General features: G+C 60.7%; 16 protein-coding genes and 4 pseudogenes. 18 read left to right on the top strand and 2 right to left on the bottom strand.

Going from position 1 to position 20,143, the window contains the following annotated elements; all coding sequences use genetic code 11:
* Position 1 precedes the first annotated feature (1 nt).
* The 6 genes and pseudogenes from OH764_RS26105 (at position 2) to OH764_RS26080 (ending at position 4,327) form a co-directional block, all read left to right on the top strand.
* Positions 2 to 997, top strand: a complete 996-nt coding sequence (locus OH764_RS26105) for a ferritin-like domain-containing protein (RefSeq protein WP_498849061.1) — start codon at positions 2 to 4, stop codon at positions 995 to 997.
* Between the two features lie 46 nt (positions 998 to 1,043).
* Positions 1,044 to 1,591: pseudogene (locus tag OH764_RS26100) on the top strand (hopanoid biosynthesis associated radical SAM protein HpnJ); the annotation flags it as partial.
* Between the two features lie 64 nt (positions 1,592 to 1,655).
* Positions 1,656 to 1,832: pseudogene (locus OH764_RS26095) on the top strand (inorganic phosphate transporter); the annotation flags it as partial.
* Entirely contained in the window at positions 1,812 to 2,054 is a 243-nt protein-coding gene (locus tag OH764_RS26090) for an EAL domain-containing protein (RefSeq protein ID WP_498851298.1), read from the top strand. The pseudogene OH764_RS26095 and the gene OH764_RS26090, both read left to right, overlap by 21 nt.
* Positions 2,030 to 2,212 (top strand): hypothetical protein, encoded by a 183-nt coding sequence (locus OH764_RS26085; protein WP_498851345.1) that lies wholly within the window; start codon positions 2,030 to 2,032, stop codon positions 2,210 to 2,212. The genes OH764_RS26090 and OH764_RS26085 overlap by 25 nt, the downstream gene beginning before the upstream one ends.
* A 189-nt stretch (positions 2,213 to 2,401) precedes the next feature.
* On the top strand, positions 2,402 to 4,327 hold the full coding sequence (locus OH764_RS26080) for a potassium transporter Kup (protein WP_498849060.1): 1,926 nt from the start codon (positions 2,402 to 2,404) through the stop codon (positions 4,325 to 4,327).
* A 782-nt stretch (positions 4,328 to 5,109) separates the two neighbouring features.
* Here the strand turns inward: OH764_RS26080 and OH764_RS26075 are convergent.
* On the bottom strand, positions 5,110 to 6,501 hold the full coding sequence (locus OH764_RS26075; RefSeq protein WP_498849059.1) for an aminotransferase-like domain-containing protein: 1,392 nt from the start codon (positions 6,499 to 6,501) through the stop codon (positions 5,110 to 5,112).
* Between the two features lie 387 nt (positions 6,502 to 6,888).
* On the opposite strand from OH764_RS26075, the gene OH764_RS26070 reads away from it, so the two are divergent.
* From OH764_RS26070 to scpA, 10 genes and pseudogenes are all read left to right on the top strand, one after another.
* A complete protein-coding gene (locus tag OH764_RS26070; protein ID WP_012403844.1) occupies positions 6,889 to 7,371 on the top strand; it encodes an MSMEG_0572/Sll0783 family nitrogen starvation response protein in 483 nt (160 codons plus the stop codon).
* Positions 7,372 to 7,388: 17 nt separating this feature from the next.
* Positions 7,389 to 8,405, top strand: coding sequence for a Nit6803 family nitriliase (locus OH764_RS26065; RefSeq protein WP_498849058.1), 1,017 nt, complete (start codon positions 7,389 to 7,391; stop codon positions 8,403 to 8,405).
* Complete coding sequence (locus tag OH764_RS26060) at positions 8,374 to 9,507, top strand: MSMEG_0568 family radical SAM protein (RefSeq protein ID WP_498849057.1); 1,134 nt, start codon at positions 8,374 to 8,376, stop codon at positions 9,505 to 9,507. Before OH764_RS26065 ends, OH764_RS26060 begins: the two co-directional genes overlap by 32 nt.
* Before the next feature lie 2 nt (positions 9,508 to 9,509).
* A complete protein-coding gene (locus OH764_RS26055; protein WP_498849056.1) occupies positions 9,510 to 10,073 on the top strand; it encodes a GNAT family N-acetyltransferase in 564 nt (187 codons plus the stop codon).
* The gene (locus OH764_RS26050) at positions 10,070 to 11,056 is read left to right on the top strand and encodes a sll0787 family AIR synthase-like protein (protein ID WP_498849055.1); all 987 of its coding nucleotides are present in this window, start codon (positions 10,070 to 10,072) and stop codon (positions 11,054 to 11,056) included. The genes OH764_RS26055 and OH764_RS26050 overlap by 4 nt, the downstream gene beginning before the upstream one ends.
* Positions 11,053 to 12,234, top strand: coding sequence for an MSMEG_0565 family glycosyltransferase (locus OH764_RS26045; protein WP_498849054.1), 1,182 nt, complete (start codon positions 11,053 to 11,055; stop codon positions 12,232 to 12,234). The genes OH764_RS26050 and OH764_RS26045 overlap by 4 nt, the downstream gene beginning before the upstream one ends.
* A 23-nt stretch (positions 12,235 to 12,257) precedes the next feature.
* Positions 12,258 to 12,542: an MSMEG_0570 family nitrogen starvation response protein gene (locus OH764_RS26040; RefSeq protein WP_498849053.1), complete on the top strand. Its 285-nt coding sequence runs from the start codon at positions 12,258 to 12,260 to the stop codon at positions 12,540 to 12,542.
* 20 nt (positions 12,543 to 12,562) lie between these two features.
* Positions 12,563 to 13,852 (top strand): MSMEG_0569 family flavin-dependent oxidoreductase, encoded by a 1,290-nt coding sequence (locus tag OH764_RS26035; protein WP_498849052.1) that lies wholly within the window; start codon positions 12,563 to 12,565, stop codon positions 13,850 to 13,852.
* Between the two features lie 2 nt (positions 13,853 to 13,854).
* Positions 13,855 to 14,667: pseudogene (locus OH764_RS26030) on the top strand (Pnap_2097 family protein); the annotation flags it as partial.
* Positions 14,667 to 16,763, top strand: coding sequence for a methylmalonyl-CoA mutase (scpA, locus tag OH764_RS26025; protein WP_498849051.1), 2,097 nt, complete (start codon positions 14,667 to 14,669; stop codon positions 16,761 to 16,763). The pseudogene OH764_RS26030 and the gene scpA, both read left to right, overlap by 1 nt.
* Positions 16,764 to 16,906: 143 nt before the next feature.
* Here the strand turns inward: scpA and OH764_RS26020 are convergent.
* A pseudogene (locus tag OH764_RS26020) lies at positions 16,907 to 17,071 on the bottom strand (IS3 family transposase); the annotation flags it as partial.
* Between the two features lie 505 nt (positions 17,072 to 17,576).
* Here OH764_RS26020 and uxuA point away from each other — a divergent pair.
* Positions 17,577 to 18,629 (top strand): mannonate dehydratase, encoded by a 1,053-nt coding sequence (gene uxuA, locus OH764_RS26015; RefSeq protein ID WP_498851297.1) that lies wholly within the window; start codon positions 17,577 to 17,579, stop codon positions 18,627 to 18,629.
* A complete protein-coding gene (locus OH764_RS26010; protein WP_498849050.1) occupies positions 18,616 to 20,139 on the top strand; it encodes a mannitol dehydrogenase family protein in 1,524 nt (507 codons plus the stop codon). Before uxuA ends, OH764_RS26010 begins: the two co-directional genes overlap by 14 nt.
* The last annotated feature ends 4 nt before the right edge of the window (positions 20,140 to 20,143 follow it).

The following is a 20,143-nucleotide window of genomic DNA, read 5'->3' as shown; positions in this document are numbered from 1 at the left end:
AATGAACGAACCTCCCCTCGACGGATTCGCTGTCGAACAGCTGATTGAAGGCTTCCGCTCACCTGTACTGCCGCAGCGCAAGCCCGATCAAGCGGCCATCGAAGCAGCAGACCGGCAGGTCAGGCAGTGGACAAGCACCGCTACGGGTATGCTGAAGCCGGGGTCCGATGTGCATCGCAGCGAGATGTGCAGGATGTTTCGTGAGACATTCAGCCCGTACCGGCCATCGGTCCTCGACTGGCCGGCGCTCGGACCTGATGCGCTGGAGAGGATTGTTTCGCTCCCCATCTGGGACATCGCAGTGCAGACGGAGGGTAGGGCTCGGCTGCGCATGGCTGCATACGCAGGCACCATCAGCGAGCCCGACGTACGCGACGCACTCGCGCTAAATGCGTGGGAGGAGAACCGTCATAAGGAAGTGCTTTCGCGAATGGTCGCTGCGTATGGCATTCCACTTGCGAGCGAAGCACCGTATGTTTATCCAAAGGATCCCGAATGGGCTTACCTGGTCACAGGCTACAGCGAGTGTATCGACAGCTTCTTCGCGTTCGGTCTGTTCGAAGTCGCCCGGCGTTCAGGGCTGTTCCCGCCTGAACTGGTTGAGACGTTCGAACCGGTAATGCAAGAGGAGTGTCGGCATATCCTGCTCTTTGCAAACTGGGCGGCATGGCATCGGGCGAAGCTGTCCTGGTGGCGGCGCATTCGCTTCGAGTTGAAGGTGGCGGCGGTATGGGCGTTTCTCGGCTGGGAACGAATGCGGCTTGCCCAAACCTTCGATGCCGACGGCAAGGAGCACAAGCAGGATAATAACTTCACGGTAAACGGCGCGGAATCTTTATCACCCGTGAAGGTGAGTGTGCGCGAACTCATGACGCTGTGTCTCACGGAAAACGAACGGCGCTTTTCTGGCTATGACAGACGATTACTGCGTCCCGAAACGATCCCCAGGATCGTTGCTTTCGCGCTGCGTTTTATGCGTTCAGAAGAGACCGGTTGACATGTTGCCGAAGCCAAGGCGCTTACCTTGTCGCATCATTTGTCACGTGATGAAGGAGAATGGGCTGCGTCTCTTGTTCGTGGGCTATGAGTCTGGCGACGATCAGATCCTTCGGAACGTCAAGAAAGAGTTGCGCACTGATATGGCAAGGCGCTTTAGTGACGATCGCCGCAAGCTCGGTATCAAGATCCACGGCACATTCATTCTTGGGCTTTCTGGGGAAACAAGACAGACAATACAGAAGACGATCCAATATGCAAGAGATCAACCCTCACACGATCCAGGTGTCACTTGCTGCGCCCTATCCGGGAACGGTTCTTCATGAGCAGGCTCTAGAGAATGGCTGGCTGGAAGAGAGCAGGGTCATCACGCTCGTCAATTCCGCGGGTACCCAAAGCCTCGACTATCGGTGATCCGCACCTGTCTCGCGAGGAGATCTTTCTCGGAGTGGAAGAATTCTACAAGCGCTTTTATTTCAGGCCGTCGAAGATCTGGGAGATAGTCCGTGAGATGCTGGTGAGTTGGGAGATGATGAAACGGCGACTGCAAGAGGGCGTGCAGTTCTTTAGATTTCTCCACGACCATAAGGCATGAGGCATGTTATTCGCAAACACGATTTCGTTGGAAAGCGATTCGTTTGGCTAGTTGATCGTTGGTCGGCGTTGCGTCTGTCGGCATCCGTGTGGTCATTGTCCTCGAGCCAGTCCAGGAGAGCTCGGCATTTCCCTACATTCTGGCTGGTTTCGCTCTGGCAATCGCGCTTGGCTCCCAGTTCGTTAACGGCTTTCACGACACCGCAAACGCGGTTGCCGCTGTGATCTACACTCATTCGTTGCGCGGCCAGAGCGCGCGCACGGCAGCCGTCTTCACCGCGCCGAAGGCTAAGGGAGTAAGGTTCGCGATCGACGATTTTGGCACCCAGCACAGCAACCTGGATCTGCTGGGCGGCTTACAGTTTGATCTTCTGAATATTGACCTGCAGTTCGTGAGCCACGTTGACACAAGTGGCGCCGGCACTTCGCGGACATCGTCTTGGCCGACAGGCACTACGGCTTAGAAGTCATTGTTGAAGGCGTCGAGACCGAATCCCAGGACGCCGCGCTGCTGGCAGCGGAGTGCCATTTAAACAATGGATATCTCTGCCGCCCCAACGTCACTATTCCATACGGGGCTGTCTATCCCGCCGCTGCGCAAGCTGTGAGTGTTGAACCGTGAGACCCGCGTGCGGGGCGTTTTTGTTGGCAGTTCCTATACTTTCTGTAACGCAGTGCCTAAAGCCGCGATCGACCGGCAACCCAGGCGGTGTCGTGATCGCGCCCCGATAAAGAAACGAACGACGGCGCGCAGCGGCACGGCGGCTCGTGCGGCCGTTGCGTTGGCGCGCCACCGAACCAGGAGGGAGACATGGGACATTCCGTATCCGCCGCGCCCGACAGCGACCGGGTCGGTGAGCCTTGTCCGCACAGGAAGGCTCTGCCGGCGCTTGCTCTTGCCGCGCTCGGCGTCGTCTACGGCGACATCGGCACGAGCCCGCTCTACACACTGTCGACAGTGTTCGCTCCAGGCAACGGGCTGCCGCTGAGCGCGTTCAATATCGTCGGCATCGTTTCGTTGATCTTCTGGTCGTTGATGGTGGTCGTCTCGCTCAAATACGTGGTGCTGATCCTGCGCGCGAACAACCACGGTGAAGGTGGCATTATGGCGCTGCTCGCGCTCGCCGCTTCGTCGGTCGCGGCACGCCCGCGGCTGCGCCGCGCGCTCCTCATCATCGGGGTGATGGGTGCTGCGCTCTTTTTCGGCGACAGCGTGATCACGCCGGCGATCTCCGTGCTGAGCGCCGTCGAAGGCCTCGAGGTCGCGGCCCCGGGGCTGAAGATGTATGTGATTCCGGTCACGCTGGCAGCGCTCATCACACTCTTCGTCATGCAGAAGCACGGCACGAGCGGCATTGGCGCGGTGTTCGGGCCGGTGATGGTAGCGTGGTTCGTTGTGATCGGCATCGCGGGGCTCGTCAATATCGCCGCGGCGCCGGTCATTCTGGTTGCACTCAATCCGCTGCGAGGGCTCGGCTTTTGCCTGCATCATCGCTGGCTTGCGTTCATCGCGCTCGGCGCCGTCGTGCTGTCGCTGACGGGCGCCGAAGCGCTATACGCTGACATGGGCCATTTCGGCAAGCGGCCGATTCGCGTCACCTGGTTCGGCATCGTGTTCCCTTCGCTCGTACTCAATTACTTCGGTCAGGGAGCGCTGCTGATCGTCAATCCCGGCGCGCTGTCGAACCCGTTTTACCGGCTTTTCCCGCAATGGGCGATCTTTCCGATGATCATGCTCGCGACGATCTCGACGGTCATCGCGTCGCAGGCCGTGATTTCGGGCACTTACTCGATGACGAAGCAGGCGATGCAGCTCTCCTTTTTACCACGGATGAACATCGTCCACACGTCGGAGGAGGAAATCGGCCAGATCTACGTACCCGGCATTAACTGGACACTGCTCGCCGCGGTGATCGCCGCGGTGCTCGGCTTCGGCTCGTCGACAGCGCTCGGCTCCGCATACGGCATCGCGGTCACCGGCACGATGCTGATCACGACGTTCCTGACTTTCTTCGTCGTCCGGTACGCATGGCATTACAACTGGCTGCTGTGCGTATTCGCAACCGCGTTCTTCTTCGTGATCGACGCGATGTTTTTTTCCGCTAACCTGCTGAAGATTGTCGAGGGTGGCTGGTTCCCGCTCGTGACCGGCGCAGTGGTGTTCACGATCATGGCGACCTGGGGCCGCGGCTGGGAAATGATGCTGGCCGAAGCACGCGTGCGCGCGGGCAAGACGCCCCTCAAACCCTACCTGACGTCGCTGCTTGAGCGCTCGCCGGTGCGTGTGGGCGGCACCGCGATTTTCCTGACGCCGCACCCGGAGGCGGTGCCGCATGCGCTCGTCAACAACCTGCTCCACAACCGGGTTCTGCACGAACGCGTGGTATTCCTGACAGTGGTCACGAAGGAGGTGCCGTGGGTGCCCGACGGCGAGCGTGTGACGGTCCAGCCGCTATGCCCGGGCTGCTATCAGGTGACGATTGCCTACGGGTTCAAGGACGAAGTCGATCTGCCGCAGACGCTCGCAACGTGCAAGCCAGCAGGGCTCGCGTTCGAGCCGTCGGAAACGTCGTGGTTCCTGAGCCGCGCCGCGCTCGTGCCGAAGCCCGGTCGTGGAATGGCGCTATGGCGCGAACGGCTATTCGCGGTGATGCTGCATAACGTCGGCAATGTCGCCGCCTTCTTCAAGCTGCCGGCCAACCCTGTGATTGAAGTCGGCGCGCGGGTCGAGATTTAGCCAAATCAAATACATGCGATGGTTGTTACACCAGCCGCCGAACATCCGGACATGCGGCCGTCCACCGCGACTTCGGCGCCCGCACGCCAACTACTTTTGCGAGCGCAAAATGATAGCCGTGCTCGATTCGGTGATGAGCGCGTCGCCCCCGTGAAGCGAAACAGGATGAAAGATCGGGACTCCCGTAGGTTGCACCGGTGGCCGCTGACCAGATGGCGTGGCGAGAGCACCGCGAAAGCGGCACAACATTCAGCTGATCGCTAAGTTCGTTGCTGCGCTACCGGAAACCCCATGGGGAAAGGACGAGGTAGTGAGCACGCTTGAAAGTACTCGTGAAACTTTGATTTCCGGCACAACGGCAGCAGGGCTATCTCAGTGGGTCGGACATTGAAGCGAGAGTCGCCCGCCTTGGGTCGATCGCCCGTCGAACAGCGCTTGAGCAGGTATTTTCCTCGGCATGGGATCTGTTCCACGACCGGCTGGATACCAGTCCTGAAATGCTGGTAGATGCTTGGAGCCAATAGGTCCCGAGGCAGCGGTCGTCATATCGCCTATCAACCTTAACGGGACCGTCCGTTTGATGCGTCAACTCGGTTTCGATGAGAGTGCAGACCGCAGCTGCGGTCCAAGCTCAGGCCGTTGCACGAGCGTTCGTTCCAAAGCTCGAAAGATGATTGCTTTGACGGTAATCAGCTAATCGAAATCACGAGGCGACCGCCGGTCGCTCGAAAGCATTCCAATGGTGGAAACAGTATTCGTCCGCAACGGAGTTAAAAATCCGTTCACATCACAGGGACATGAAGATGATGCGGGTCGTTCAGCATCTCCGCGACTCGCTGCAACGCTTCGCGGCAATCGTTTCTGTCCTGTGGGCCGCCCAAACACAGGCGGATCGTGTTAGGTGGATTGCCGTCCGTCGAAAAGGCCGCACCTGCAACAGCTCCTACGCCTTGATTGCGCAACTGCAACGCAAGCTCGGACGCGCTCCAATCACACTGCGCGGGAATGGGTAGCCACAAATGAAAGCCGTCTGGCTGTGAATCGTACTTCCAGTCCGCGAGTTCCTGCGACGCGATCGTCTGTCGGACATTCGCTTCCTTGCGGATTGCCTCAAGCATTTCGTGGGCAGTGCCGTCATTGACCCACTGCGTCGCCAGGAGCACGGTGAACGGACTCGGCATCACTGTGGTCGCACGCAGTGCACCCGCCACACGCTGCGTCTGTCTCGACGTCGGGGCGCGCAGATACGCGACGCGCAGCCCTGCGCCGAACGTCTTCGAGAAGCCCGTCACGTACCACGTCAGCTCAGGCGCAAGAGATGCCAGTGCGACCGGCGCGTTCGTGGGCAGCCAGCCGTACGCGTCGTCTTCGATGATGGGGACGCTGTAGCGGAGCGCGACATCAGCCAGCGCTTCGCGTCGCTGCGTTGACAGCGTCAGTGTGCTTGGATTCTGCAAGGTCGGATTGCAATAGAACGCGCCGGGCTTTTCGGTCTTGCAGAGTGCTTCGAATGCGTGCGGCAAAGGACCTTCTTCATCGCGTGGCAACGGCTGAAGGCGCACGCCAAGTTGCGACGCGATGGCTTTGATGCCGGGATAGGCGAGCGTGTCGAGACAAATGGTATCGCCCGGCCTTGCGAGTTGCGAGACGAGGGCGACGAGTGCGCTATGAATGCCGGGACATACGAGCACGGTATCGTCCTGGCAGTCGGGCAAGCGTTCCTTGAGCCACGCGCGACCTGCTGCGCGGTCGTCGGGCGTGCCGCCGAAATCCTGGTAGCGCAGCAGGTAATAAGGATCCGTCTGCGCTAGCAGCTGGGCAGACGACTCTCTCAGTCGCGCCGCAAGCTCGGGCGGCTCGGGCGGCATGTTCATCGACATCTCGACGCTACTGCCGCCCGCCAGGGGCAGCGTCTGCGTCCGTCCGCGCACGAAGGTTCCGCTGCCCGCTCGCGCATCGAGCAGGCCGCGCTTGCGCGCCTCTGCATAGGCCCGCGCCACTGTCGTGTAGTTCAATTGCAAGGCCCCTGCCAGATCGCGTAGGCCGGGCAAGCGGTCCCTTGGTCGTAGACGTCCGCTCGCGAGATCCTCTTCAATCAAATCCGGTATCACGAGGTACGCCGGTTTGCGACTTTCGATCAAGCGCTTGAGCCAGTGATGCGTGAGACTGTCCATGCTGAAATCCCGGTGCGAATGCGTGATTTAAAAGTAACACGCGGATTCCGAAAAAAATAAATGTGTTCGCAATCTTTCGATCCGTTGATCGCATTGATTGGATGAATGCACGCTTGCGGGCTGTTACGCACCATACACACGCGAAAGACGCTGCGTGATTGTGCGAGACCGCTCTGCCCAGATCTTCCCTGATACCAGAAAAACCCTGCTGGCAAAGGCTCGCGAAGAATTTTTCGGGTCGAGCGAACTCTCGCGGTTTGATTGATTGGAAGTTGATTGCATGAACTGGGCCGGAAATTGGCATACGTGTTGCGTTAAGTGATTCGCCAATCGGGTGATTTCCCGTTAAGGCAATCCGATCAATTACGCGACTTATTGGAGAGTCAAATGCCTGCCGTCAACAAACCTCTGCATCAGAAAGGCGATTATCTGGTCGATTACGAAGAGAAGGTCTTCCCTGACGTCAAGGCCGAACCTGGCGAGAAAGCGCTCGTCACGTTTCATACCGTCGCATTCGAAGGTTCGATCGGCTTCGTGAATCTGCTGCAGGCCACGCGCCTGCAGCGCAAAGGCTTCGATACGTCGGTGCTGCTCTATGGACCTGGCGTCACGCTTGGCCTGCAGCGTGGCTTTCCGACGCTTGGCGACGAAGCCTTTCCCGGTCATTTGAATTTCAACAAGCAGCTGGTCAAGTTCATGGAAGAGGGCGGCAAGGTCTACGCATGCCGCTTTGCGTTGCAGGCCCTTTACGGTCATGGCGAAGCGTCCTTGATCGAAGGCATCCGGCCGATCAATCCGCTGGACGTGCTCGACCTACAACTGCTTCATCGCAAGGAGAACGCGCTGATCATCCATACGTGGACTGTCTGAGCGCACAGGTGCCCATCATGTCTGACCAGCGAGTCATCCGAGCAGCGGCGGTGCAGATTGCGCCGGATTTCGAGCGTCCTGGCGGCACGCTCGACCGGGTCTGCTCCGCCATTGATGAAGCCGCGTCGAAAGGCGTGCAGCTGATCGTCTTTCCCGAAACATTTGTGCCGTACTACCCGTATTTTTCGTTCGTGCGTCCGCCGGTCGCATCAGGTGCCGAACATATGCGGCTTTATGAGCAGGCGGTCGCTGTGCCAAGCCCTGTTACCCAAGCGGTGGGCGAGCGCGCTCGCCGTCATGGGATGGTAGTCGTGCTTGGAGTGAACGAGCGTGATCACGGCAGCCTGTACAACACGCAGCTCGTGTTCGACGTCGACGGACGCCTCGCGCTCAAGCGGCGCAAGATCACGCCGACCTTCCATGAACGGATGATCTGGGGGCAAGGCGACGCGGCGGGTCTCAAGGTCGCGCATACGGGCATCGCGCGCGTCGGTGCGCTGGCGTGCTGGGAGCATTACAACCCGCTCGCGCGCTACGCACTGATGACGCAGCATGAAGAGATTCATTGCAGCCAGTTTCCGGGCTCGCTCGTCGGTCCGATCTTTGCCGAGCAAATCGAAGTCACGATCCGCCATCACGCGCTCGAATCGGGCTGCTTCGTCGTCAACTCGACGGGCTGGCTCAGCGAGGCGCAGATCGAATCCGTGACGACCGACCCGAAGCTGCAAAAGGCCCTGCGCGGCGGCTGCATGACGGCGATCGTGTCGCCCGAAGGCCAGCATCTCGTTGAGCCGCTGCGCGAAGGCGAAGGCATGGTTGTCGCGGATCTCGACATGTCGCTGATCATGAAGCGCAAACGGATGATGGACTCCGTTGGCCATTACGCGCGGCCCGAACTGCTGAGTCTTGCGATCAACGATCGTCCTGCGATGCCCGTTGCGCCGATGTCGATGTCGTTCGAACGCGCGGACGTAGCGCCGGAAACAACGAATGGAGGTCACGATGAATGCCAGCATGAGTCTGTCGCCGGCTGAGCCGCGCACGCAGCGTCAAATGACGGAGTTGCGCACCGAGTTGCAATCGGCGGGGCTGCGTCTCGTCGATCCGAACGCGGGCGCCGCAAGCCGGCGCGGCGGCGCGGGCCCATCGGATCACAAGGCCGTGATTGTGGACGGCGTGACCATCATGGTGCCTGTGCACACCAGCTCCGCATGGAATTCGCCGTTCGTCGCAGGGACGCCGGACGAGTCGGGCGCGAGCGCGTTGCTGCGCGGGACGATCCCGATCGCCAGCATCAGCTTTCCAAAAGCGCCGCGCTTCACGCAACTGCAAACACTCGACGGCGTGCCGTACTCGCACATTGCAACACTGCACAGCACCGATGTGCTCGCCACAACGGTGTTGCAAACCTGCATCCGCTACGAGAGCCGCAAGAAGACGTGCAAGTTCTGCGCGATCGGTCAGTCTCTCGCGGCGGGCCGCACGATTGCGCGCAAGACGCCGGAGCAACTCGCGGAAGTGGCGCGCGCCGCCGTGTTGCTGGACGGCGTGAAGCACATGGTGCTGACCACCGGCACGCCGCCGACGCCAGATCGCGGTGCGCAAATCCTCTGCGAAAGCGCGTTTGCGATCAAGGCGGCCGTCGAACTGCCGATTCAGGCGCAATGTGAGCCGCCCGACGACGATGCATGGTTCGAGTGCATGAAGGCGAGCGGCATCGACACACTCGGCATGCATCTCGAAGTCGTGACACCCGACGTGCGCGCGCGCGTGATGCCCGGCAAGGCGAGCGTGCCCATCTCGCGCTACATGGAAGCCTTTAAGGCGGCCGTAGGCGTGTTCGGCAAGGGGCAGGTCAGCACCTACATTCTCGCGGGTCTCGGCGACACAGCGGAAGCGATCCTGTCGATCTCGCGCGAACTGATCGACATGGGCGTGTATCCGTTCGTGGTGCCGTTCGTGCCGATCAGCGGCACGCCGCTCGAAGATCATCCCGCGCCTTCCCATGCGTTCATGAAGTCGATCCTCGAACCGCTCGGCGCGATGCTGCGCGACGCGCAAATGCGTTCGGCGGACATCAAGGCCGGTTGCGGAAAATGTGGTGCGTGTTCGTCGCTGGCATCGTACGAGGTGTGATCATGTTCTGCGAAACCATCGACGAACTGGATGCCTTGCCGCTCGCCTTCACGCCGGCCGAGTACCGCGTGAAGTGGGCGACGCTGCCGTGGGAAAGCAACGAGGCGTATGCGTTGCGGCGCGCGGTGTTCTGCGTCGAGCAGGGCATCTTCGCGGGAGACGACCGCGACGAGATCGACCGCGACGCGAAGCTACTGGTGGCGCTCAGCTGCATTGCGGGCATGCCCGAACAGGTGGTCGGCACGGTGCGCATTCATGAAACGCAGCCGCGCACATGGCTCGGCTCGCGCCTCGCCGTGCATGCCGCATTCCGCTCGCATGGCAAGCTCGGATCGACGCTGATACGTCTTGCCGTGAGCAGCGCTCATGCGCTGGGATGCGATACGTTCCTCGCGCATGTGCAAAGTCAGAATGCGCCACTGTTCCGGCGGCTGCACTGGCAGACTGTCGCGGAGGAAACGCTGTTCGGGCGGCCGCATCATCTGATGGAAGCGGACCTTGCGCACTATCCGCCGTGTTTTACGCCGGAAAGTGGATTCGTCACATCGTCGCGAGGCCGCTCATGAGTCTGCACGCACTGGTCGAGCGATTGCGCGAAAGCCGGGGCTTTCGCCACAAGACGGATATTGCAGGCGTGGTCGCGTCGCTCGCGTCGCGCCTGCCGAATGGCACGCGTGATCTTGCGCAAGCGGTCGCAGTCGGCGACGACTGTGCGGCGCTCCCCGATGGCGACGGCTATCTGCTCTTCGCCATCGAAGGGTTGGTCAGTGATTTCGTCGAGTCGATGCCGTGGTTCGCGGGCTACAGCAGCGTGATGGTCAACGTCAGCGACGTGTACGCGATGGGCGGGCGGCCGCTCGCCGTGGTCGACGCGCTGTGGAGCGACGGACTCGAATCCGCCGCGCAGATTCTGGCAGGCATCGCGGCGGCATCGAATGCGTACGGCGTGCCGATTGTCGGCGGACATAGCAATGCACGCAGCGCGCAAGCGCAACTGGCGGTGTCGATACTCGGCCGCGCCAGTTCGCTGCTGTCGAGTTTCAATGCGCGTCCCGGCGACAGCCTCGTGATTGCCGTCGATTTGCGCGGCCGTTTCGAAGACCCGTATCCGTTCTGGAATGCATCGGTGGGTGCGCCCGCGCAACGCCTGCGCGACGATCTGGAACTGCTGCCTCAACTCGCGGAAAGCGGTCTGTGCGATGCGGCGAAGGACATCAGCATGGCAGGCGTGCTGGGTACCGCGCTGATGCTGTTCGAATGTTCGGGTGTAGGCGCGCGCATCGATCTGGACGCGATACCGCGTCCGGCGCATGTCGATCTCGAGCGCTGGCTGAATGCGTTTCCGAGTTACGGTTTCGTGCTGTCGGTCCGCGATCAACATGTCGATGACGTACTGGCGCGCTTCGCACAACGTGGACTGGCATGCGCGACGATCGGCCGTGTGGGTGCGTCGCGCGAAGTCGTGCTCACGCAGCAAAATGAATCGGCCTTGCTATGGAGCTTCCACGACAGCGCTTTCATCGGCGTGCCTGCGGGAGCTCAAGCATGAACGACGCGGCACTGCGCATTGCCCTATTCACACACTCCGTCAATCCGCGCGGCGGCGTCGTGCATACGCTCGAACTCGGCCGTGCGCTGCACGAAGCGGGACAGGACGTGACGATCTTTGCGCCTTCCGTCGACGGTGCGCCGATGTTTCGCGCCTCGCGTTGCCGTGTCGTGCTGGCGCCGGTCGCTGCACATGGTATCGACACGGTGACGATGGTCCAAACCCGGATCGATGCACTCAAGACCGCTTTACTCGAACGACTGGTGCCGGGCTTCGACATCCTGCATGCACAGGACAGCATCAGCGGAAACGCGCTGGCTGAACTGCGCGAAGCGGGCACCATTCGCGGCTTCGTGCGCACGGTGCATCACCTCGATGTCTTCAAAGACACGCGCTTGAGCGCCTGGCAGCAGCGAGCATACGCGAACGCCGATGCGTTGTTCTGTGTGAGCGACACATGGACGCGAAAGATGCGCGACGACTTCGGCATCGAGGCATCGACGGTCAGCAACGGCGTCGATATTGAGCGCTTTCGCGCCTCGGATGCAGTGAGCGACGCGAACATCTGTGCGCGTCTTGGCGTCGACGGAAAACCGGTGGTACTGGCCGTGGGCGGCATCGAAGCGCGCAAGAACACCCTGCAACTGCTCGAAGCGTTTGCGTTGCTCAGGCAATCCCACGCCGACGCGCAACTGGTGATTGCGGGCGGCGCGAGCCTGCTCGATCACGATGCCTATACGCGCCGCTTCATCGCGCGTGCGGCGGAACTCGATCTGCACATCGGACCACGAGAATCGATCGTGGTCACCGGCCCGCTCGACGACAACGACATTCCCGCACTCATGCGCCGCGCCGATGTGGTGTCGATGGTGTCGGTGTGCGAAGGCTTCGGACTCGTCACGCTTGAAGCGCTCGCAGCGGGCACGCCGGTTGTCGTATCGAAGATCGAGCCATTCACCGACTATCTGAACGAACGCGTCTGCTGCTGGGCGCAACCCGATGACGTCCCGAGCATCGCCCGCGCGTTGCGCCGCGCATTGGAGGGCGAGGGTGGCATCGACTTCGACCATGCGGTGCCCGATTTGCTCAACCGCTTTAGCTGGCGCGACGGTGCGCGCCGCCATATCGCGCTGTATGAGCACCACCTGCAGCGTGCGCCGCAAGCGCTCAACGCCTGAATTTTCCATTCAAAGGATTTGTGATGCCAATCATGCACTTCAAGGTCCAGTGGCCGGACGGCACCGAGGCCAATTGTTATTCGCCTTCGACGGTGGTCGGTGAGCTCTTTGTCGCAGGGCAACGCTATGCGCTCGACGATTTCGTCGGAAAAGCGCGCGAAGCGTTGCACATCGGCTCCGAGCGGGTACGCGAGAAATACGGCTTTGCGTGTTCAGCGGCGATGGATCAGCTCGCGCAGATCGAAGAAATCGCGCAACGCTTCGCCGCCGACCCGCACGCCGAAGTCAAGGTCGTCGAACTCATTTGAACCGTATGCAGGAACGAACCATGTCGAACGAAAAGACCATTGCATCTGATGCGCTGAACGATGTCCCGCACCACACTGTGATTGTGGTGGGCGGCGGGCAGGCGGGCTTGTCGATCAGCTATTACCTGAAAGAGGCGGGCATCGATCACCTCGTCATCGAAAAGAATACCGTCACGCATACTTGGCGCTCGCAGCGCTGGGACGCGTTCTGCCTTGTCACGCCGAACTGGCAATGCGCGCTGCCGGGTCATCCGTATCGCGGCGACGACCCGCACGGCTTCATGAAGAAGGACGAGATCATCGCGTATCTGGATGGCTTCATCGCGATGGTCGATGCACCCGTGCTCGAACATACGGAGGTGCGCAAGGTGGGGCATCTGCTGTCGGGCGGCTACTTCGTGTCGACGTCGAACGGCGACTTCACGGCCGATCAGGTCGTGGTCGCGTCGGGCGGCTATCACACGCCCATCGTGCCACGTATGGCGGAGCGTCTGCCTGCAGGGGTCCTGCAGATGCAGTCGTCGCACTATCGCAATCCAGAGGCATTGCCGGAAGGTGCGGTGCTGGTGGTGGGATCAGGGCAGTCGGGTGCGCAGATCGCCGAAGACCTGCATCTTGCTGGCCGAAAGGTGTATCTCGCCGTCGGCGAAGCGCCGCGCTGTGCCCGCTTTTATCGCGGCCGCGACGTGGTGGACTGGCTCGCGGACATGCGCTACTACGACATGCCCGTCGATCAGCATCCATTGCGCGAAGGCGTACGCGACAACACGAATCACTATGTGACGGGGCGCGATGGCGGTCGCGATATCGATCTACGGCGCTTTGCGCTGGAAGGCATGGAACTGTACGGCAGGCTCGACGACCTGCGCGATGGCCGCCTGCACTTCGCGCCGAACCTGACCAGTAATCTGGATAGCGCCGACGACACATACAACCGCATCAACGCGAGCATCGACGCATTTATAGACAAGCAGGGTATCGACGCTCCGCAAGGTGCTCCCTATGAGCCGGTGTGGAGCCCACAAGGTGAACGCACGTCGCTCGATCTCGCGCAAAGCGGTATCGCGTCGATCATCTGGTGCATTGGCTTTACGCCCGACTTCAGCTGGATTGATGTACCCATATTCAATGGTCGCGGTTATCCCGCACACAATCGCGGCATCACGCCCCAACCGGGCTTGTATTTCATCGGCCTGCCGTGGCTGCATACATGGGGATCGGGCCGTTTCTCCGGAATCGCGCGCGATGCCCAGCATGTCGTCGGTGCGATCCGCTCGACGATCGGCATGTCCGCGAGCCTCGCGGCGTGAGCATGGTCCAACGCTATCGCGCGGGCATGCCGCAACTGAGTTATACAGGGCTGTCCGAAAACTGGCTGCTGAAGGAATGCGGGCATCGCCATTGGGAAGCGCTCGCCGAACATGCGGGCCGGGCGCAACCCGACTTCTACGACGACAACGGCGGCCGTTCCTACGCGGCCTTCACGGCGATCCGCCTGGAGACTTGCGGTCTCGATGCGATCACTGAGAACGACGTGTTCGATATTCACAGCACGCTGTGCAGAACGGGACCTGTGCGCCACTTCAGCACGCATCGGGTGGTGCGGGGCGGCAATGAAATCGTGGAGCTGTCGATGTCGTCGGCCTTCGTCACACGCGGCGAGGCGCGCAGCAATCGCACTGTGGCGCGCGCAGCACTGGCGGCATTGCCAGGCGAAGTCGCGCCGATGCCGGAGCGCGCAGCGCAGATGATGCAGATGAGCAAGCGCCTGCGTGCCGCCGACCGCGCCGCGTTGCCCGACCTCGCACCTGCCTCGGTTGAGCCGATCGAGTTTCTGCCGTGTCCCAATGGTGATTTCAACGGTGCCGACTTTCTGTACTTCGCGAGCTTTCAAGCCTTTGTCGACCGTGCCGAATGGCAGTGGCGCCGTTCCGAGGAGCCGCCTCTCGTGACAAACCGCTCGCTGTTCTACTACGGCAACGTCGATGTGGGCGACACGTTGAGCGTGCTGATGGTCGGTCAGGCACAGAACGGACAAGGCATCCGGCACTGGACAGAAGTGCGCCGCAAAAGCGACGGCATGAAGATCGCCGATGTTATGACAGAAAAACGCTGGAAACGCCGATGGGCAAGCGTCATGCCGTGCCGCTCAAGTCAGTCTATACGCGCGCGGATCTCAACGGCATCGAGCATCTGGACAGCATGCCGGGCGAAGCGCCGTTCGTGCGAGGTCCGTTCGCATCGATGTACACAGAAAAGCCTTGGACCATACGTCAGTATGCCGGCTACGCGCATGCTGCTGATACGAACCTCGCATTTCGCACAGCACTGACCGAGGGCGCACAGGGCCTCTCCGTCGCATTTGATCTGCCTACTCAACGTGGCTACGATTCGGACGACCCTGCTGTGAGCGCGGATGTCGGCATGACCGGAGTCGCGATCGATACCGTCGAGGACATGATACGGCTCTTCGAAGGGATCGCGCTCGACGAAGTGTCGGTGTCGATGACGATGAATGGAGCGGTCCTCCCGGTGCTTGCTGCTTTCATCGTCGCGGCGGAGGAACGCGGCGTACATGCATCGAAACTGCGGGGAACAATCCAGAATGATATTTTGAAAGAGTTCATGGTCCGGAACACGGGCATCTTTGCGCCTGAACCGTCATTGCAAATCGCCGCTGACGTCGTCGAGTATCTCGCCGAGAACGTGCCCAGATTTAACGCGCTCTCCGTGTCCGGATACCACTTTCAAGAGGCGGGAGCAGACGCGGTGCTTGAACTCGCATTGACGATGGCTAATGCCCGTAAGTACATAGAGACACTTATTGGCCGGGGGATGCATGCCAACGACGCCTGTGAGCGCGTGAGCTTCTTCTTCGGCGTAGGAATGGACTTTTACGTTGAGGTGGCAAAGCTCCGAGCCGCGCGAATTCTCTGGTCGGAGATTGCTTCGAAGAGCGGAGCGACGTCGGATAGGGCACGCGGGCTTCGAATGCACTGTCAGACCTCCGGATGGTCGTTGACCGCACAGAAGCCAATGAATAATGTTGTGCGCACGACAGTGGAGGCGCTAGCAGCCGTGTTCGGCGGCACGCAGTCTCTGCATACCAACGGATACGATGAGGCTCTTTCGCTGCCACGTACGCAATCAGCCAGGCTAGCTCGCGACACACAACTGATACTGCAGCATGAAACGGGTGTGTCGGGTGTGGTCGATCCATGGGCCGGTTCTTACATGATGGAAGCTCTTACAGCAGATATGTCTCGGCGGGCGCGTGCTGTAGTGGACGAAATCGACGCGCGTGGCGGCGTGGTCGAAGTCGTTAGTTCGGGTTGGGTCCGAGACAAGATCCACAGGAGCGCTTTGGAAGCACAAGCACAAATCGAAACGGGAGAACGTACGGTCGTCGGCGTCAACAGGTTCCTGGCGAGAGATGAGGAAGACCTTGCAGTGCACCAAACAGTTGACGGCCGGCAGGTGCAAGCGATACAGGCCCGAAGGCTTGCTGGCATTAAGGCTAACCGCGACCCGGAACGAGCGCGCGAGACGCTTGAGGCATTAACTCAAGCCGCGCGATGTGGAAGTAGAAATCTTCTTGAGCTAACGATGGCATGCGTGCGTGCGCGTGCGACCGTTGGTGAGTGCACTCAGGCGCTGGAGGTTATTTGGCCTAGGTATCGGGTCGATTTACCGATCTCTCGTGACTTCTACGGCGCAACGGTTGCGGATGATCCGGAATGGCAAGATTCTCGCCGAGCCGTGGCCGATGCGACTAGGCGTCTCGGCCGCGCCCCACGCATGCTCATTGCGAAACTCGGTCAGGACGGACATGACCGTGGGGCGCGGATCGTCGCGGCCGCGTTAAGTGACGCGGGCTTTGAAGTCTTCACGGGAGCAGGGATGTTCGCTTCGCCCTGCGATGTGCTGGCGATGGCTGAAAGCGAGCGCGTTGACATTATTGGCGTATCGTCACTTGCGGGCGCGCATGATCAGTTGATTTCTGAATTACATAAACGCATACGCGCACGTAGTCTACGGATACCAATTGTCGTCGGCGGTATTATCGGAGCCGAAAGTCAACGGACGCTGCAATCTTCGGGTGTCGTCGCTAGTTTCGCGCCTGGCACATCCATTCATTGCATCATATCGTCGTTAGCTACGATCGCACTATCGGTGGGGGATAGGACACGCGTCGACGACAATCATGTCTCGCTTGAATGATGACCTCTCCCTGTTCGCGAGCATTGCGCCGTGTTTCCGTGGAGTACCCGGGCTCTCCGTCCACGGGCATAAAAAACGTCAGTTTGTGTGCGACCCGCACGACGTGATGCATTATTGAAGGAGGGCCCACATTTTGCCATGCCACGAACATAGCCGGTTCGCAAATCATGGCACTGTTCGTATTCGCGATGCCACGCCTTCAGCGAATTCTTTGTCGGGTAACCCAGCTGCCTGATGGTCGCCCTGATGCGCTTGCCCAACTTCACATAAAGCTGAACTGCTCGAATGCGGTCTTCGTGCGAGTACACGGACTACCTTCAGGCAGTCAAAGATTTTGTCCGCACACGCGGTGGGTCAGGATTCGGTGCAAATCAACAATCCGGGAGACCGTAGTCGCCTGCCATCGAGACAAAGCTCATGTGGACGATCTTCGTCTGGAAGTCGCCAGGTAAGCCAAACTGCGCTGTCCAGCTATGCTGGTCGATCTGAGGAAGGTACGTGTGACATGCGCGAGGCGCACTCAGCAAACTGAATGAGTTTCGCCGCTGTCTCTGACAGCAGGCGACAATCTTTGTAGCTCCATGTATTCCATAATCGTATAGCTAACTTGCAATTTTTCATTATAAAGGCATGTCAATTGCCGCTAGTATGCGAACTCCTGGCTGCGCCCCATACATGACCCGAACAGGCGCAAAGCGTCCAAACGGCGCTTCGCCGCCTTGGGCAATACGAAAGGCCACGCCGACCACACAATGATGCACTGCCTGCGTCGAAGGCGCGGCGAGCGTACCCAAAGGAGACTCGATCTTGAAAATGACGTTCCGTTGGTATGGCGACGCGGACCCGGTTCCGCTCGCGTATATCCGTCAGATCCCAGGCATGGTAGGGGTCGTCTCGGCTGTCTATGATGTGCCAGTGGGCGATGTGTGGCCGGTCGACACGATCCGGTCGCTGAAGGAGAAGATAGAGGCTCATGGGCTGACACTGGATGTTATCGAAAGCGTGCCGGTGCACGAGGACATCAAGCTCGGCAAGCCGACGCGCGACGCGTTCATCGCCAATTACGGCCAGACGCTGCGTAACCTCGGCGCTTGCGGTGTGAAGGTGGTCTGCTACAACTTCATGCCCGTTTTCGACTGGACCCGCACCTCGCTGGAAATGCCCCTGCCCGACGGATCGACGACGCTCGCGTTCGACACGCAAGCGATCCGCGAGCTCGACGTCAGCCAGGGTATCCAGTTACCCGGCTGGGACGCGAGCTATCGGCCCGAGCAATTGCAAGCCCTGCTGCGCGACTACGAAGCGCTTGACGAAGCCGGTCTGTGGGCCAATCTCGACTACTTCCTGCGCGCGATCATTCCGGTGGCCAAAGAAGCCGGCATCAAGATGGCGATCCATCCCGACGATCCGCCGCGGCCGATTTTCGGGCTGCCGCGCATCGTGAAGAATCGCGCGGACCTGCAGCGCGTGCTGGCTATCGTCGACGACCCCGCCAACGGCCTGACGCTCTGTTCGGGGTCGCTGGGCGCGGACCTGCAGAACGATATTCCGGCTCTGGTGCGGGAGTTCGGTGCACGTGGCCGGATTCATTTTGCCCACCTGCGTAACGTGCAAACGAATGCCGCGGGCGACTTTCACGAGACCTCGCATCGGTCGGCAGATGGCTCGCTCGACATGGCGGAAATAGTCAAAGCCTACTTCGAAACCGGCTTTGAAGGCTACGCACGGCCGGACCATGGGCGAATGATCTGGGGCGAGACGGGCCGCGCTGGCTATGGGCTGTTCGATCGCGCGCTGGGTGCCGTCTACCTGAACGGTATTTGGGAAGGCCTCGCCAAACATCCGACCGATCATGCGGCTGAGTAATGCCTCCGTGGCTTCGCTCGCAGCGCCCGCCGCTCGCGGAATCGTCGTTCCCACCTACGATCGTGCGAGCCTTGCACCGGGCATCGTCCATCTGGGCCTCGGGGCTTTTCATCGCGCGCACCAGGCCGTCTACACGGAACACACGTTGCGCGCTGGCGATCACCGCTGGGGCATCGTCGGCGTGTCGTTGCGACGAGCGGACACTTCGGAGGCGCTAATTGCGCAGGATCATCTTTATACCGTGGATGTGCGCGACGGCACCGCGGATTCGTTCCAAGTGGTGGGTGCACTGATCGCTTCGCTGGTCGCGCCGCAGTCGCCTGCCGCCGTACTAGATGCGATGACCGATCCGCGCTGCCATATCGTCAGCCTGACAATCACCGAGAAAGGCTATTGCCGCAATCCGGCCAGCGGCGCATTGGAGTTCGATCATCCCGACATTGACCATGATCTCCGCGAGGGCACCGCGCCGCGAAGTGCGATCGGCTTCGTCGTGCGCGGGCTGGCGTTGCGACGCGCAGCCGGTCTGCGCCCGCTTACCGTGATGTCATGCGACAACCTGCCGTCCAACGGCGACACGATGCGCGCGTTGACGCTGGCGTTCGCGCGTGAAGCAGATCCTGCGCTAGCCGACTGGATCGAGCGAGAGGGCGCGTTTCCCAACACGATGGTAGATCGGATCGTTCCGCTCACCACCGACGCCGATCGCACGCGCGTAGCGAAGGAACTCGGTGCCTACGACGCATGGCCGGTGATGACCGAGCCCTTCTCGCAATGGGTAATCGAAGACCGCTTCGCGGGGCCACGGCCGGCTTGGGAGCGCGCAGGCGCGACGCTCGTGCGCGACGCGCGTCCCTATGAGCAGGCCAAATTGCGGATGCTGAACGGCGCGCATTCGGCACTCGCGTACCTTGGCTCGCTGATCGGCTATGAGACCGTCGATCAGGCGATCGGCGCGCCGGCCCTGTTGAACTTTGTCGAAAGCATGTTGCGCGACGAAGTGGAGCCGACGCTGTCGCGACCCGCTTTGGCTAGGTATCGCGCTGATCTGTTCACGCGTTTTCGCAATACCGCGCTCGATCACCGCTTGCAACAGATCGCAACCGACGGCTCGCAGAAACTGCCACAGCGCTGGCTGGAAAGCGTGCGCGCCAACCTGAAAAGCGGCGCGCCGACCGAATGTCTGGCATTTGCGTTGGCCGGTTGGATCGCGTACCTCGGCGGTCAGGACGAGACAGGCCGCACCTACGTCATCGCTGACCCGCTCGGCGACACGCTGGCCGAGGCGGTTCGCCTGACCTTGCACGCGGATGCCATCGACGCGGTACAAACACTGTTTGAAATCGAATCGATCTTTGGATGCGATCTGCGCGCACATCCGCGCTTCGTCGCGCAGGTCGCAGGCCATCTGGCGGCGATTCGTGCAGAAGGCGTCGTCAAAGCCCTGGACGCTTGTACCGTTTCACGGTCATGCACGCAGCTGCGCCGACCGCCACCTCCTACTGAGTAGGAAG

The sequence above is a fragment of the Burkholderia sp. M6-3 genome, from assembly GCF_050858985.1.
In the GTDB taxonomy this organism is placed as follows: domain Bacteria; phylum Pseudomonadota; class Gammaproteobacteria; order Burkholderiales; family Burkholderiaceae; genus Paraburkholderia; species Paraburkholderia caledonica.
Note: the sequence above shows the minus strand (reverse complement) of the source record. Positions and strands in the feature narration are given on the sequence as shown.